Annotated in this window: 18 protein-coding genes; 11 read left to right on the forward strand and 7 right to left on the reverse strand. The window is 68.7% G+C overall.

All coding sequences use genetic code 11. The features are described from left to right. Positions 1-221 precede the first annotated feature (221 nt). On the forward strand, positions 222-1142 hold the full coding sequence (locus tag HUJ41_RS06450) for a heme o synthase (RefSeq protein ID WP_179871867.1): 921 nt from the start codon (positions 222-224) through the stop codon (positions 1140-1142). On the opposite strand, the gene HUJ41_RS06455 is transcribed toward HUJ41_RS06450, so the two are convergent. Further along, entirely contained in the window at positions 1088-2062 is a 975-nt protein-coding gene (locus HUJ41_RS06455; RefSeq protein ID WP_224744383.1) for a COX15/CtaA family protein, read from the reverse strand. The two genes, HUJ41_RS06450 and HUJ41_RS06455, sit on opposite strands and share 55 nt — an antisense overlap. A gap of 234 nt (positions 2063-2296) precedes the next feature. Here HUJ41_RS06455 and sufB point away from each other — a divergent pair, with 234 nt between their 5' ends. From sufB to HUJ41_RS06480, 5 genes are read left to right on the forward strand one after another with little or no spacing between them, the layout of a single operon-like run. Continuing rightward, on the forward strand, positions 2297-3715 hold the full coding sequence (gene sufB / locus HUJ41_RS06460) for a Fe-S cluster assembly protein SufB (protein WP_179871869.1): 1419 nt from the start codon (positions 2297-2299) through the stop codon (positions 3713-3715). Further along, complete coding sequence (sufD, locus tag HUJ41_RS06465; protein ID WP_179871870.1) at positions 3716-4900, forward strand: Fe-S cluster assembly protein SufD; 1185 nt, start codon at positions 3716-3718, stop codon at positions 4898-4900. A gap of 2 nt (positions 4901-4902) precedes the next feature. Beyond that, complete coding sequence (locus HUJ41_RS06470) at positions 4903-5223, forward strand: non-heme iron oxygenase ferredoxin subunit (protein ID WP_179871871.1); 321 nt, start codon at positions 4903-4905, stop codon at positions 5221-5223. A gap of 14 nt (positions 5224-5237) precedes the next feature. Further along, entirely contained in the window at positions 5238-6002 is a 765-nt protein-coding gene (gene sufC / locus HUJ41_RS06475; protein ID WP_152582825.1) for a Fe-S cluster assembly ATPase SufC, read from the forward strand. Between the two features lie 5 nt (positions 6003-6007). Continuing rightward, entirely contained in the window at positions 6008-6337 is a 330-nt protein-coding gene (locus HUJ41_RS06480; RefSeq protein WP_100822755.1) for a metal-sulfur cluster assembly factor, read from the forward strand. 198 nt (positions 6338-6535) lie between these two features. On the opposite strand, the gene HUJ41_RS06485 is transcribed toward HUJ41_RS06480, so the two are convergent. Continuing rightward, entirely contained in the window at positions 6536-7150 is a 615-nt protein-coding gene (locus tag HUJ41_RS06485; protein ID WP_179871872.1) for a biotin transporter BioY, read from the reverse strand. A 106-nt stretch (positions 7151-7256) separates the two neighbouring features. On the opposite strand from HUJ41_RS06485, the gene HUJ41_RS06490 reads away from it, so the two are divergent. Beyond that, on the forward strand, positions 7257-8855 hold the full coding sequence (locus HUJ41_RS06490; protein ID WP_179871873.1) for an ABC-F family ATP-binding cassette domain-containing protein: 1599 nt from the start codon (positions 7257-7259) through the stop codon (positions 8853-8855). A 42-nt stretch (positions 8856-8897) separates the two neighbouring features. Here the strand turns inward: HUJ41_RS06490 and HUJ41_RS06495 are convergent, their stop codons facing one another. From HUJ41_RS06495 to HUJ41_RS06505, 3 genes are read right to left on the reverse strand one after another with little or no spacing between them, the layout of a single operon-like run. After that, positions 8898-9710, reverse strand: a complete 813-nt coding sequence (locus tag HUJ41_RS06495) for an SURF1 family cytochrome oxidase biogenesis protein (RefSeq protein ID WP_179871874.1) — start codon at positions 9708-9710, stop codon at positions 8898-8900. A 4-nt stretch (positions 9711-9714) separates the two neighbouring features. Then, positions 9715-9975, reverse strand: a complete 261-nt coding sequence (locus HUJ41_RS06500; RefSeq protein ID WP_348531826.1) for a hypothetical protein — start codon at positions 9973-9975, stop codon at positions 9715-9717. Beyond that, entirely contained in the window at positions 9972-10253 is a 282-nt protein-coding gene (locus HUJ41_RS06505; protein WP_179871875.1) for a DUF3099 domain-containing protein, read from the reverse strand. The genes HUJ41_RS06500 and HUJ41_RS06505 overlap by 4 nt, the downstream gene beginning before the upstream one ends. Before the next feature lie 46 nt (positions 10254-10299). Here HUJ41_RS06505 and fabG point away from each other — a divergent pair, with 46 nt between their 5' ends. Continuing rightward, the gene (gene fabG, locus HUJ41_RS06510; RefSeq protein WP_179871876.1) at positions 10300-11010 is read left to right on the forward strand and encodes a 3-oxoacyl-ACP reductase FabG; all 711 of its coding nucleotides are present in this window, start codon (positions 10300-10302) and stop codon (positions 11008-11010) included. A 14-nt stretch (positions 11011-11024) separates the two neighbouring features. Here the strand turns inward: fabG and serB are convergent, their stop codons facing one another. Continuing rightward, positions 11025-11663, reverse strand: coding sequence for a phosphoserine phosphatase SerB (gene serB, locus HUJ41_RS06515; RefSeq protein WP_179871877.1), 639 nt, complete (start codon positions 11661-11663; stop codon positions 11025-11027). Positions 11664-11707: 44 nt separating this feature from the next. Beyond that, entirely contained in the window at positions 11708-12946 is a 1239-nt protein-coding gene (gene glgC, locus HUJ41_RS06520; protein ID WP_179871878.1) for a glucose-1-phosphate adenylyltransferase, read from the reverse strand. Positions 12947-13008: 62 nt separating this feature from the next. On the opposite strand from glgC, the gene glgA reads away from it, so the two are divergent. From glgA to HUJ41_RS06535, 3 genes are all read left to right on the forward strand, one after another. Continuing rightward, positions 13009-14193, forward strand: coding sequence for a glycogen synthase (glgA, locus tag HUJ41_RS06525; protein ID WP_179871879.1), 1185 nt, complete (start codon positions 13009-13011; stop codon positions 14191-14193). A gap of 26 nt (positions 14194-14219) precedes the next feature. Next, a complete protein-coding gene (locus HUJ41_RS06530; protein WP_179871880.1) occupies positions 14220-15002 on the forward strand; it encodes an ABC transporter ATP-binding protein in 783 nt (260 codons plus the stop codon). Between the two features lie 128 nt (positions 15003-15130). Next, positions 15131-15379 (forward strand): type B 50S ribosomal protein L31, encoded by a 249-nt coding sequence (locus HUJ41_RS06535; protein WP_152582814.1) that lies wholly within the window; start codon positions 15131-15133, stop codon positions 15377-15379. Positions 15380-15434 lie beyond the last annotated feature (55 nt).

Consider the following 15434-nt stretch of genomic DNA (forward strand, 5'->3'; position numbering starts at 1 on the left):
CTTGGGTGGCGCCCCGCGAGGTAGCCCCTTGCCCGGATCGGCCTCGATCCTGTCCGCACTCCACCCGAGCGCGATGCGCTCCGTTCGAGAGACGGAATACGTGCGGTTGACAAGCACAGCCCAGTATAGGGAGGCCGCTCGCACCGGGCAGCATGCGCCCCGGCGGCCGCTCAGGGCGGCTCCCGTAGACTGTGCGTGCTCGACACGGCCGAAGAGGAGACATGGATACCGCGCTCGATCAGCCTCTGACCTCCCGTCGCCGCGGATTCCGCCGTCTCCTCACCGCCTACGTCGCTCTGACGAAGCCGCGCGTGATCGAGCTCCTGCTGATCACGACCGTGCCGGTCATGTTCCTGGCCGAGGGCGGCGTGCCCGATCTGGGGCTCGTGGTGGCGACTCTCGTCGGCGGATCTCTCGCCGCAGGCTCGGCGAACGCGTTCAACATGTACCTCGACCGCGACATCGACCGCATCATGAACCGCACGCGCAAGCGGCCTCTCGTGACGGGCGAGCTCAGTGATCGCGAAGCGCTCGGCTTCGCGTGGATCATCGGCGTCGTCTCGATCGCGTGGCTGCTCCTGACGACCAACGCGCTCGCGGCAGGGCTCGCGCTCGCCGCGATCCTCTTCTACGTGTTCGTGTACACCCTCGTACTCAAGCGACGCACCGAGCAGAACATCGTGTGGGGCGGGATCGCGGGATGCTTCCCGGTCCTCATCGGCTGGAGCGCCGTGACGGGCTCACTCGACTGGGCGCCGCTCATCCTCTTCCTCGTCATCTTCCTGTGGACGCCCCCGCACTACTGGCCGCTCTCGATGAAGTACCGCGCCGACTACGCCTCCGTGGGCGTGCCGATGCTGTCGGTGGTGCGCGAGCAGGCCGTGGTGAGCATCCAGGTCGTCCTCTACGCCTGGGCCACCGTCGTCATGTCTCTCATGCTCATCCCGGTCGCGGGCATGGGCGCCCTCTACAGCGCGATGGCGGTCGTGGCCGGCGGCTGGTTCGTGGTCGAGAGCCACCGCCTGTACTCGCGGGCGTCAACCGGGCGGGAAGCCGCGCCGATGCGGGTGTTCCACGTGAGCAACACCTATCTGACGCTGCTCTTCGTCGGCGTCGCGATCGACCCGCTGCTGCCCTTCTGATCCGGCGCGCCCGCCTGCGACGCTGACCCCTCGCTCACCCGCAAGGTGAGGAGCACGTGCGTGAGTGCCGCGACGAGCACGCACGCGAGCACCATGTGCGCGCCCACGAGGAGTTCGGGCAGCCCGAGACGCGCTTGCGCGAGCCCGACGGCCATCTGCACCGCCTCGACAGCGAGGAGTCCGAGGACAGCGCGGCGCAGGGGAGCGTGACCGACGCGCACCGCGGCGACGAGCAGCAGAACGCTGAGCGCCGCGGTGATGTAGGCGGGCCAGGAGTGCACGTGCTGCCACACCGCGGGATCGAGGCCGTTGCGCGGCGTGTCGGCGTCGCCGGCGTGCGGACCCGAGCCCGTGACGACGATGCCGACGAGAACAGTCACCCAGACGCCGACGGCGGTCGCGTGTGCCAGGAGGCGCACGGGAGCCGGGACGGCGAAGCGAGAAGTGACGCGACCGCGATAGACGCGGTGCACCAGCACGGCGGCGAGGGCCACGAGCACGCTCGACACGACGAAGTGCAGGCCGACGATCCAGGAGTTCAAGCCCGTGAGCACCGTGATGCCGCCGATGATCGCCTGCGCGATGATGCCGAGACCCAGGGCAAGCGTGAGCCGCAGCAGCTCGGGGCGCTCGCGTCGCATCCGCACGACGAAGAGGAACGCCAGCAGGGCGATGACGATGAGGACGAAGGTCAGCAGTCGGTTGCCGAACTCGACGATGCCGTGGATGCCCATCTCGGGCGTCGCCACGAACGAGTCGGCCGTGCACCGGGGCCACGTGGGGCAGCCGAGGCCCGACCCGGTGAGGCGCACCGCGCCCCCCGTGCCGACGATGAGGATCTGCGAGACGAGCGACGCCCAGGCGACCACGCGCACTCGGCGGTCGATCGTGGTCGGGAACCATTGCCACAGCCGATTCACGGTCTGCTTCCTCCTCATTCCAGTGCGGGCCTGTAGGATCGCGGGAGCTCATCAATCAGTGACGATCGCGAGATTCGCGAGAACTGCAGCGCCCAGCCTCGAGTACGAGGTCAGTGTATGCGCGTTCATTGAGCAACAACCCGACGCCTGCGACGGAGAGCGCACACCGCACGATCAGGCGCAGGAATGCCCGAGGGCGATCTCGGGTTGGGTTCGGCAAAGGAGAGGAATCGCATGTCAGACGTGCTCATCGACCGACCCGAACTGGAGGGGCTCGGCCAGTACGAATTCGGCTGGGCCGACTCCGATACCGCGGGAGCGACCGCGCGCCGCGGCATCAACGCCGACGTCGTCACCGACATCTCGCGTCTCAAGAACGAGCCGGAGTGGATGCTCAAGAAGCGCCTGCGCGGCTACGAGATGTTCGGCAGGAAGCCGATGCCGCTGTGGGGCGCCGACCTCTCCGGCATCGACTTCGACAACATCAAGTACTTCGTGCGCTCGACCGAGAAGCAGGCGACGAGCTGGGAAGACCTGCCGGACGACATCAAGGAGACGTACGAGAAGCTCGGCATCCCGGAGGCGGAGCGTCAGCGCCTCGTCGCGGGTGTCGCCGCTCAGTACGAGTCGGAGGTCGTCTACCACCAGATCCGCGAGGACCTCGAGCAGCAGGGTGTCATCTTCATGGACACCGACACGGCGCTGCGGGAGCACCCCGAGTTCTTCGAGGAGCACTTCGGCACGGTCATCCCCGAGGGTGACAACAAGTTCGCCGCTCTCAACACGGCCGTCTGGTCGGGCGGATCGTTCGTCTACGTGCCGCCTGGCGTGCACGTCGACATCCCGCTGCAGGCCTACTTCCGCATCAACACGGAGAACATGGGTCAGTTCGAGCGCACGCTCATCATCGCCGACGAGGGCTCGTACGTGCACTACATCGAGGGCTGCACGGCGCCGATCTACAAGAGCGACTCGCTGCACTCCGCGGTCGTCGAGATCATCGTCAAGAAGAACGCCCGCGTGCGCTACACGACCATCCAGAACTGGTCGAACAACGTGTACAACCTCGTCACGAAGCGGGCTGTCGCCCACGAGGGTGCGACGATGGAGTGGATCGACGGCAACATCGGCTCCAAGGTGACGATGAAGTACCCCTCGATCTTCCTCATGGGAGAGCACGCGAAGGGCGAGACGCTCTCCGTCGCCTTCGCCGGCCCCGGCCAGCACCAGGATGCGGGCGCGAAGATGATCCACATGGCGCCGCACACGACGTCGTCGATCGTCTCGAAGTCGATCGCCCGTGGTGGCGGTCGCGCGGGCTACCGCGGCGAGGTGCGCGTCGATGCCACGGCTCACCACTCGGCCAACACCGTGCGCTGCGACGCCCTGCTCGTCGACACGATCTCGCGATCCGACACCTACCCGGCGATCGACATCCGCGTCGACGACGTGCAGCTCGGCCACGAGGCCACCGTCTCGCGCGTGAGCGAGGAGCAGCTGTTCTACCTCATGTCGCGCGGACTCGAGGAGGATGAGGCCATGGCCATGATCGTGCGCGGGTTCATCGAGCCCATCGCCCGCGAGCTGCCCATGGAGTACGCACTCGAACTCAACAAGCTCATCGAGATGAGCATGGAAGGATCCGTAGGCTAGATGAGTTCCGCCATCGACACCGATCGCGTCGTGCCCGGTGCCACTGAGCACGCGCACGGCCCCGGTTCACCCGTTCCCGTCCAGACACGCTCTGAGCGCTTCGCGTCGGCGCTGCACGACGACTTCCCCGAGGTCACGGGGCGCGAGCTCGAGTGGCGATTGACGCCCGTCGACTCTGCTCGCGACCTCATCGACGATGCCCTCGACGGCAGCCCGCTTCCCGTCGAGGTCACGGACGCCCCGGGCGTCACGAGCGAGTGGATCGCGCGCGATGACCCGCGTGTCGGGTCCGCGGGGCTCGCGGAAGAGCGTGCCGCCGCCAACGCGTGGGGCTCCTTCGAGAAGGCGCACGCGGTCACGCTCACCTCAGAGACCCCTGTCGAGGTGACCATTCGGCGCGCGAGCCCGGACGCCGCACCTCGAGCGGCCCACACTGTGATCACGGCGCGCCCCAACGCGCGCGGGCTCGTCATCATCGACAACTCGGGCCCCGCCCGGCTGTCGGAGAACGTCGAGATCGTCGTGGAGCAGGGCGCGCAGCTCACGGTCGTGAGCCTGCAGGAGTGGGACGACGAGGCCGTGCACCTCTCCAGCCAGTTCGCGCGTGTCGACCGCGACGCGAGCCTCAAGCACGTCGTCGTCTCCCTCGGCGGTGCGCTCGTGCGGGTGAACCCGTCGGCACGACTCGCGGGGGAGGGCGCTCACGGCGAGCTGCTCGGGCTCTACTTCGCCGACGCAGGGCAGCACCTCGAGCAGCGCGTCTTCGTGCACCACGTCGCGCCGCACACCGTGAGCCGCGTCAACTACAAGGGCGCTCTCAACGGCGCCAAGGCGCGCACCGTCTGGGTCGGTGACGTGCTGATCGGTCGCGATGCGACCGGCACCGACTCCTACGAGCAGAACCGCAACCTCGTCCTGAGCGATGGCACGCGCGCCGACTCGATCCCGAACCTCGAGATCGAGACCGGCGATATCGCCGGAGCTGGCCACGCGAGCGCCACCGGCCGATTCGACGACGAGCAGCTCTTCTATCTGCGCTCCCGCGGTGTGCCGGAACCCGAGGCGCGCCGTCTCGTCGTGCACGGCTTCCTCGTCGAGGTCGTGCAGAAGATCGGCAACGCCGCCCTCCAGGAGCGCCTGCTCGCGGCCATCGAGGCAGAGCTCGCCCAGATCGAGGTGATCTAGTCGTGGCCGCTACTCGTGTCTGCTCCGATGCCGAGCTCGCGCCCGCGACAGCGATGCGCGTCGTGATCGAGGGCACTCCCATCGCGGTGGTCAAGGACTCCTCGGGCGCCGTCCACGCGCTGGGCGACACCTGCACGCACGGCGAGATCTCGCTCTCCGAGGGCTTCGTCGAGGACGAGGCCATCGAGTGCTGGGCCCACGGGTCGAAGTTCGATCTCGCGAGCGGCGCTCCCCGCAACTTCCCGGCCTACGAGCCGGTGCCCGTCTACGCCGTCACGATCACCGACGGCGACATCTTCGTCGACCCGACACCCAAGCCGTAAAGGACTGTCAGACCATGACTTCTCTCATCATCCGCGACCTCCACGTGAGCATCGAGACCGACCAGGGCACGACGCCGATCCTCCGCGGCGTCGACCTCACGATCAACTCGGGCGAGATCCACGCCATCATGGGCCCCAACGGCTCCGGCAAGTCGACTCTCGCCTACACGATCGCTGGCCACCCGCGCTACACCGTCGACTCGGGGTCGATCACCCTCGACGGCGAGGATGTGCTCGCGATGAGCGTCGACGAGCGCGCCAAGGCCGGGCTCTTCCTCGCCATGCAGTACCCGGTTGAGATTCCCGGCGTCACCGTCTCAAACTTCCTCCGCACCGCGAAGACCGCTCTTGACGGCCAGGCCCCGCCGCTGCGGTCGTGGGTCAAGGACCTCAAGACGTCGATGGAAGCTCTGCGCATGGACGCGGGCTTCACGGAGCGCAACGTCAACGAGGGCTTCTCGGGCGGCGAGAAGAAGCGCCACGAGATCGTGCAGCTCGAGCTGCTGAAGCCCAAGATCGCGGTGCTCGACGAGACCGACAGCGGGCTCGACGTCGACGCGCTCAAGATCGTCTCCGAGGGCGTCAACCGCGTCAAGGACAACACCGATCTCGGGGTGCTCCTCATCACGCACTACACGCGCATCCTGCGCTACATCACGCCCGACTTCGTGCACGTCTTCGTCGAGGGCCGCATCGCCGAGCAGGGTGGCGCCGAACTGGCAGAGCGCTTGGAGAACGAGGGCTACGATCGCTACACCGCGGGCGCCCCCGTACACTGATCGCCATGCCCACTGCACTCGAACCGAAGCTCTTCGACGAGGTCGAGGAGGGGCTCAAGGATGTCGTCGACCCCGAGCTGGGGGTCAACATCGTCGACCTGGGCCTCGTCTACGACCTCGCCTGGGATGAGGAGTCTGACGCCCTCATCATCTCGATGACTCTCACGAGCGCGGGATGCCCGCTCACGGACGTCATCGAGGAGTCGATCGCGAACTCGCTCGACGGCATCGTCGAGCAGTTCCGCATCAACTGGGTCTGGATGCCCCCGTGGGGCCCGGAGCGGATAACCGACGACGGCCGCGACATGATGAGAGCGTTGGGCTTCAGTATCTGAGAGCCCAGTGGGCTCTCAGTGACCAACGCTCCGCCGACAGGCGGTTGGGCTTCAGCATCTGAGAGCCCAGTGGGCTCTCAGTGCCCAACGCTCCGCCGACAGGCGGCTCGGATTCAGCATTTGACGGTCCAGTGGACCGTCAATTCCGAGCGCTCCGCCGACAGGCGGTGGGGCTTCAGCATCTGAGCCCCGCGCGAACTACTCGGCCGTTCGCTCGCGCTTCTCGGCCGCACGCCAGAGCAGCGGCATGAGCGCTGCGGCGATAGCCGCCTTGATCACTCCGCCGATGATGAAGGGCAGGAAGCCCGAGGCGAGAACCGCGCCAACGTCGTTCGGCAGGCCGAGCTGGCCGAGGGAGAGGGCGAGCCACGGAAGCCCGATCGCGAAGACGACGATCGACCCGCCGATGAAGGTCACGAAGGGCTTGAACCACCCGCGGTCCCACTGGCGCTCAGCAGCCCAGCCGACGATCGCGGCGGAAGCGATGAAGCCGAGGATGTACCCGCCGGTGGGGCCCAGGAGCACCGTCCAGCCGGATGCCGCGTCACTGTAGATGGGCAGGCCGAGTCCGCCGAGGAGGGCGTAGAGCGACAACGAGGCGGCTCCGCGCGCGGCACCGAGGGATGCCCCGACGAGCAGGACGGCGAGGGTCTGGCCCGTGACGGGTACCGGCCACAGCGGAATCGCGACCTGCGCGAGGATCGCGACGAGCGCGGTACCGGCGACGACGAGGGCGGCGTCCGTCGCGAGGCTGCGGCTCACGACGCGGTCGACGAGGGTGGGGCGAGGCAGGGCGGGGGAGGCGATCGTCACAGTGGTCTTCCTCACACAGGGTCAAGGGTCGGGACACGGCTAGACTATCGGGCTGGCCCCCGTGCGCCGGGTCCACCGAATCCCACCAAAGAACAGGACGTTTGCTGTGCTCGCTGTGCAAGACCTCGAGATCCGGGTCGGTGCGCGCCTGCTCATGGCGGATGTCTCCTTCCGGGTCGACAAGGGCGACAAGGTCGGCCTCGTGGGGCGCAACGGCGCCGGCAAGACGACGATGACGCGCGCCCTCGCGGGGGAGGGCCAGCCCACTGGTGGCACGATCACGCGCACGGGCGAGATCGGCTACCTACCGCAGGACCCTCGCGCGGGCGACCCCGAGCAGCTGGCCAGAACCCGCATCCTGGATGCCCGGGGACTCGGCTCGATCGTCCTCGAGCTGCAGCAGGCCGGGGTCGAGATGGGCAGCGACGACCCCGCCGTCGCCGAGAAGGCCATGGCCCGCTACAGCCGTCTGACCGACCGCTTCCAGTCGCTCGGTGGCTACTCGGCCGAGGCGGAGGCTGCGGCGATCGCGAGCAACCTCAACCTGCCCGACCGCATTCTCGGCCAGCCGTTGAGCACGCTGTCGGGCGGTCAGCGGCGCCGCATCGAGCTGGCCCGCATCCTCTTCAGCGACGCCGAGACGATGATCCTCGACGAGCCGACCAACCACCTCGATGCCGACTCGGTCGTGTGGCTGCGGGAGTTCCTCAAGGCCTACCAGGGCGGCTTCATCGTCATCAGCCACGATGTGGCGCTCGTGGAGGAGACCGTCAACCGCGTCTTCTACCTCGACGGCAACCGCCAGGTCATCGACATCTACAACATGGGCTGGAAGCACTACCTGCGTCAGCGCGAAGCGGACGCTGAGCGTCGCAAGAAGGAGCGCGCCAACGTCGAGAAGAAGGCGACGGCGCTGCAGCTGCAGGCGGCGCGCTTCGGGGCGAAGGCGTCCAAGGCGGCCTCCGCGCACCAGATGGTCGCGCGTGCCGAGCGCATGCTGTCCGGCCTCGATGAGGTGCGCGCTGTCGACCGCGTCGCCAAGCTCCGGTTCCCCGACCCCGCACCGGTCGGCAAGACGCCCCTGCAGGCGCACAACCTCTCGAAGAGCTACGGCTCGCTCGAGATCTTCACCTCCGTCGACCTCGCGATCGACCGCGGATCGAAAGTGGTCATCCTCGGCCTCAACGGCGCGGGCAAGACCACCCTCCTGCGCATCCTCGCGGGCGTCGACGAGCCCGACACGGGCGTGCTCGAGCCCGGTCACGGACTGCGCATCGGCTACTACGCGCAGGAGCACGAGACCCTCGACACCCGCCGCAGCGTGCTCGAGAACATGATGAGCTCCTCCGACGCCATCACCGAGCGCGAGGCCCGCAGCGTGCTCGGCTCCTTCCTCTTCGTCGGCGACGACGTGCAGAAGCCGGCCGGAGTGCTCTCGGGCGGCGAGAAGACGAGGCTATCGCTCGCGACGCTCGTCGTATCGAAGGCGAACCTCCTGCTGCTCGACGAGCCGACCAACAACCTCGACCCCGCGAGCCGCGAGGAGATCCTGGGTGCCCTGGCCGCCTACTCGGGCTCGGTCGTGCTCGTGAGCCACGACGAGGGCGCTGTCGAGGCGCTCAACCCCGAGCGCGTGCTCATCATGCCCGACGGTGTCGAGGACCTCTGGACGAAGGACTACGCCGAGCTCATCGCGCTCGCCTGACCCGCCGCTGCTGCCCTGGCCGCCGCGACGGGTGCGGCCGCGTCAGCGCCGTTCGTCGAGCAGAGCATCCTCTTCATCGGCGTCGCTCGGGCCACGCCGCGACGGTGCCGCCTCGATGCCGCGCAGCCCGCGCCACTCCTGACGCAGGGCCCAGCCGTAGCCCACGAAGCCGAGGAGTGCGAAGAGGTACCACTGGAAGGTGTAGCTCAGGTGCGGGCCCTCGTCCGCCACGGGCCGTGTCGCCGCGACCGGCCGCTCGACCGTCGCCGGGTCCTCCTCCGCGAGCAGCCCGTACGCGCCCGTGATGACCTCGCCCTGGTCGACCTCCTGCGCGATCGTGGGCAGGTGGATCGTCGCCACCTGCCCCTCGGGCGCACCGCGGCCGGGCAGGGTCGGCTCGCCGGGCTTGAGACGGGCGATCACCTCGACGCGGCCCCGAGGTGGAGCCGGCACCGCGTCGGGGGAGTCCTGCTGCGAGCCCGTCGGCAGCCACCCGCGATCGACGATGAGAACCCTGCCGTCCTCGAGCGCGAACGGGGTGAGAACCTCGAAGCCCGGCCTGCCGGCGAAGGGACGATTGCGCACGAGCAGCTGATCGTCGAGCAGGTACTCGCCCTCGACGACGACGGGCGTCCACTCCCGCTCGGGGTCGAGCGGCGCGCCGCCCGGGAGCACCTCGGTCAGCGGCACGGGAGCCGCATCCCAGTTCTCGGCGACGACGCGAATATCGGCGACGGCGTCGAGACGGCGAGCCCACTGCCACTGAGCGAGCGCGACGCACACGACGGCGAAGAGCGCTGTGAAGGCGAGCCACCCCAGCCAGCGTCGGCTCGCCGCGAGGCTTAGGATGCTCACGGGCCTATTCTTCCTGATCGCGCGGACCGTCCCGGTCGGGAAGGCTCTCCACGACAGTGCCGGCCGGTGTGAGCGTCACCGGGAAGCCGCGTGCGTCGACGTAGTCGTACAGGTAGTCGCGGTGCTCATCGCACGCGAGCCACACCTTCACGCGGTCGAGGCCGTGAATGCGCGGGTTGCGCCAGTTCACCGCCCACTCCGCCGCCGCACGGCACCCGCTGCGGGAGCACCGCGTGCCGGAGATCGCACCGGGCAGATCGATCACGCCGCGTCACCCTGCGGGATCACGCGCACGATGGAACCGGGGCGCTCGACGTCGCGCCCTCGCGGCGACGCGACCGTGTTGGCCGCGACGACGGCGATGTACGGCAGGATCACGGCGCCCGCAGCGGGCAGGAGCATCCACCAGCCGGGCACGACGAAGCACGCTGCGATGCACAGCATGCGCACGCCCATGGCGATCGAGTACTTGATCATGCGGTCGCGCCGCTCGTCGTCGGGGGACTCCGGCAGGCTCGTGATCGCGGCGGATGCGGGCTTCATGGTGAGGCGATCGTACCCCGCGGGCCTGCGCATATGCTTGATGCCCATGACCACCCAGCGCACCGTTCTCGTGACCGGCGGCAATCGCGGCATCGGCTTCGCGATCGCCGAGGAATTCCTCGCCCAGGGCCACCGCGTGGCCGTGACAGCACGCTCAGGCTCCGGACCGGAAGGGGCCCTCACGGTCACGGCCGATGTGACGGCTTCCGCCTCGCTCGACGCCGCGTTCACGGCGGTCGAGACCGAGCTCGGGCCCGTCGAGGTGGTCGTCGCGAACGCCGGCATCACGCGCGACACGCTCCTGATGCGCATGTCGGAGGACGACTTCACGGACGTGATCGACACGAACCTCACGGGCGCGTTCCGCACGGTCAAGCGCGCATCGAAGGGGATGCTCAAGGCGCGTTTCGGCCGCGTCATCCTCATCTCGAGCGTCGTCGGACTGCTCGGCTCCGCGGGTCAGGTCAACTACAGCGCGTCGAAGTCGGCTCTCGTCGGCTTCGCGCGCTCGCTCACGCGCGAGCTCGGGGGTCGTGGCATCACGGCGAACGTCGTCGCCCCGGGCTTCATCGAGACCGACATGACTGCTGCCCTTCCCGAGGACCAGCAGGCCACCTACCGCGCGAGCATCCCCGCTGGGCGCTTCGCGACCCCGCAGGAGGTCGCGCGCGTCGTCACGTGGCTCGCCGGCGACGACGCCGCCTACATCAGCGGCGCCGTGATCCCCGTCGACGGCGGCCTCGGCATGGGGCACTGACCCGCGCAGGCCGACTAGCTGCGCAGGCCCAGCACCGCAAGCACCGCGGAGAGATCGCGCTCAGGCACGCACACGCTCGCGGTCGCGCACACGACGGGCTTCGCATCGAACGCGATCGAGAGCCCCGCGACGCGCATCATCTCGAGGTCGTTGGCACCATCACCGACGACGATCGTGCGCTCGAGCGGCAGCCCGTGCGCCGTCGCCCACTCGCGCACGGCATCGGCCTTCGCCGCGGCATCCACGACCGGCCCATCGGTCGTGCCGGTCAGCACGCCCGCGGCGACGCCGAGCCTGTTGGCGCGATGGTGGTCGAGCCCGAGCGAGGCGGCGAGAGGATCCAGCAGCTCGTGGAACCCGCCGGAGACGACGCCGATCACCCCGCCGCCGGCGTGCACGCCGTCGACGAGATCGAGAGCGCCGGACGTGAGATGGATGCTCGGGGCCAGCTCGGCGAACACCGCACTGCTGAGACCCGCGAGCGTCGCGACGCGCTCGCGGAGCGACTCGGCGAAGTCGAGCTCGCCGGCCATCGCGCGCGCCGTGACCGCGGCCACGAGATCGCCGGAGCCCGCTTCTCGTGCGAGCAGCTCGATCGCCTCCTCCTCGATGAGGGTCGAGTCGACATCGAGGACGACGAGGAATCGCGCCATGGGGTGGGAGGGCTCCTTCTCGACTCCAGCGGAGAGCGGCCGGTTCAGGCCTCGACGACCGTGCCCTTGCCGACCACGGTGATGCCCGTCTCGGTGACGGTGAAGCCGCGAGCGCGGTCGGCGTCGTGGTCGACACCGACCTGCGCGCCGGGTGCCACGACGACGTCCTTGTCGAGAATAGCGCGCCGCACGGTCGCTCCTGCGCCGATCGTCGTGCGCTCGAACACGACGGCATCCGTGATGCTCGCGGACTCCACGACCACCCACGGGCCGAGCACGGAGCGCTCGATGTGGCTGCCCGAGATGACCGAGCCGAGCGACACGATCGAGTCGATGACGTCTCCGTTGCGACCTTCCGCGTCGCGCACGAACTTCGCGGGAGGGGAGTTGAGCTGCTGGGAGTAGATCGGCCAGTCGGCGTTGTAGAGGTTGAAGATCGGCAGGGCGGAGATGAGGTCCTGATGGGCCTCGAAGAACGACTCGATCGTTCCCACGTCACGCCAGTAGTCACGGTCGCGATCCGTCGAGCCCGGCACGACGTTGCGCTTCATGTCGTAGACGAAGGCCTCGCCCTTGCGCACGAAGTCGGGCACGATGTCACCGCCCATGTCGTGGTTCGACTCCGCGTTGTCGCTGTCGCGCACGACGGCGTCCATGAGCACATCGGCGTCGAAGACGTAGTTGCCCATCGAGGCGAGCACCTCGTGCGGTGCATCCGCGAGCCCCACGGGATTCTGGGGCTTCTCGTGGAAGGCGGCGATGCGCTGCGGGTTGGCAGGGTCGGTCTCGATGACGCCGAACTGGTCGGCGAGCGCGATCGGCTGACGGATTCCGGCGACGGACACACCGGCCGAGTTCTCGATGTGGGCCTCGATCATGGGGCGGAAGTCCATGCGGTAGACGTGGTCGGCTCCGACGACCACGACGATGTCGGGCTTCTCGTCGCGGATGAGGTTGAGGCTCTGGTAGATGGCATCGGCTGAGCCAGAGAACCACCGCTTGCCCAGGCGCTGCTGGGCGGGCACGGACGCGACGTAGGCGTTGAGCATGCCCGTGAGCCGCCAGGTCTGGGAGATGTGACGGTCGAGGGAGTGGCTCTTGTACTGCGTGAGCACGACGACCTGGCGCAGGCCGGAGTTGATGAGGTTGGAGAGCGCGAAGTCGATGAGCCGATAGCCGCCCGCGAAGGGCACCGCGGGCTTCGCTCGATCCTCCGTGAGGGGCATGAGGCGCTTCCCCTCGCCACCGGCGAGCACGATTCCAAAGACTTTCGGTGACGGCATAGACCCACAGTAGGCGAGCGTGGGGTGCGGGGCCAGAGGCACCGCTGTACTACCGTCGAGTCATGCGCGTCGACATCGTGACCAGGGAGTACCCACCGGAGGTCTACGGCGGGGCGGGTGTGCACGTGACCGAGCTCGTCCACGCCCTGCGCCGTCAGCTCGACGTGCGCGTGCGGTGTTTCGGCGCCCCGCGCGACGAGGAGGGCACCCAGTCGTACCTCGTGCCGGGCTCCCTGACCTCCGCGAATCCTGCGCTCGCGACGCTCGGCGTCGATCTGGCGATCGCGGAGGACGTCGCGGGCGCCGACCTCGTGCACTCGCACACCTGGTATGCGAACGCAGCGGGGGAGCTGGCGCAGATGCTCCATGGCATCCCGCACGTCGTCACGGCGCACAGCCTCGAGCCGCTGCGTCCCTGGAAGGCCGAGCAACTCGGCGGCGGCTACACCATCTCGCGATGGATCGAGCAAGGGGCCTTCGAGACGGCCGACGCCGTCGTCGCCGTGAGCGACGGGATGCGCCGCGACATACTACGCTGCTACCCGGGACTCGACGAGTCGCGGGTCTCGGTCATCCACAACGGTATCGATCTCGACCGGTGGCGCCGCGTCGACGATCCGGAGGCCGTGCGCGCCCTCGGCATCGATCCCGACCGACCCTCCGTCGTCTTCGTGGGCCGCATCACCCGGCAGAAGGGGCTTCCCTACCTGCTCGCCGCGGCACGCCGGCTCCCACCCGAGGTGCAGCTCATCCTGTGCGCTGGCGCTCCGGACACCCCGCAGATCCTGGAGGAGGTCCGGGCAGGGGTCGCGTCCCTGCAGGAGGAGCGCTCGGGTGTCGTGTGGATCGACCAGATGCTGGGCATCCACGACCTCTCCGCCGTGCTCTCAAGCGCCACGACCTTCGTCTGCCCGAGCGTCTACGAGCCCCTCGGCATCGTGAATCTCGAGGCCATGGCCTGCGGCGCGCCCGTCGTGGGCACCGCCACGGGAGGCATTCCCGAGGTGGTCGATGACGGCGTGACCGGCAGGCTCGTGCCGATCGACCAGGTGAACGATGGCTCGGGCACGCCCCTGGACCCCGAGCGCTTCATCGCCGATCTCGCCGCCGTCCTCACCGAGGTCGTGAGCGATCCCTCCGCCGCTGCCGCGATGGGCGCTGCCGGCCGGGATCGCGCCGAGAAGGAGTTCTCCTGGTCGAGCATCGCCGAGCGCACGAGCGCGCTCTACCGCAGCCTCGCGCACTAGTCCCCGTGCTCTACGCTGGAGACATCATGGCTGGCGTTCTGCACTTCGACGATGTCTCTCTCACGCGCGACGGCTCGGCGATCCTCTCCGACATCACGTGGCAGGTCGGCTCCGAGCAGCGCTGGGTCGTGCTCGGGCCCAACGGTGCCGGCAAGACGACCCTCCTGCAGCTCGCCTCCTCACTCCTGCACCCCTCGAGCGGCAGCGCGACCGTGCTCGACGAACGACTCGGGTCGAGCGACGTGTTCGAGCTGCGGCCGCGCATCGGCTTCGCCTCCACCGCGCTCGCGCGGCGCATCCCGCAGGACGAGCGCGTGCTCGATGTCGTCATGACGAGCGCGCATGCCGTCACGGGGCGATGGAACGAGAGCTACGACGACGTCGACGTTCGGCGCGCTCAGCGCGTGCTGCGCGAATGGCGCCTCGACTCGTTCGAGGACCGTCGCTTCGGCAGCCTCAGCGATGGTGAGCAGAAGCGCGTGCAGATCGCGCGCGCGATCATGACCGACCCCGAGCTGCTGCTGCTCGACGAGCCGGCCGCGAGCCTCGACCTCGGTGCTCGCGAAGAGCTGCTGCAGCTCCTCGGCGCCTATGCCTCCTCGACGGAGTCGCCCGCGATGGTCATGGTCACCCACCACGTGGAGGAGATCCCCGCGGGGTTCACCCACGCGCTCCTCCTCACCGACGGCAGGATCACGGCGAGCGGCCCGCTCGCGGAGGTCATCACGAGCTCGGCGCTCACGAGCGCATTCGGCCTCGACCTCGTCGTGCAGCGCGACGGCGATCGCTTCACCGCGCGCGCCGCGTAGCGCCCTCGCTCGCTCCTGCTCTGCTATCGTTGACCCTTGGCTCTGCCGCTGGCGCGGCGCCACCGAGACCCCTGTCTCACCCCAGACCTGCAGCACCTCGACCTCGAATGAACACAAGGACAACGAGCATGAAGACTGACATCCACCCCGAGTACGCGCCGGTGGTCTTCCGCGACCTGGCGTCGGGCGAGACCTTCCTGACCCGCTCCACGGTCAGCAGCGAGAAGACGATCGAGCTCGACGGCGAGACCTACCCCGTCATCGACGTCGAGATCTCCTCCGCGTCGCACCCGTTCTACACGGGCAAGCAGCGCATCCTCGACAGCGCCGGCCGCGTCGAGAAGTTCAACCAGCGCTTCAAGGGCTTCGGCAACTAGCCTCGGCACACCAGTTGCACGAAGGGTCCCGTCGACAGACGGGACCCTTCGTCGT

The sequence above is a fragment of the Microcella indica genome, assembly GCF_013414345.1.
GTDB classification, from domain to species: Bacteria; Actinomycetota; Actinomycetes; order Actinomycetales; family Microbacteriaceae; genus Microcella; species Microcella indica.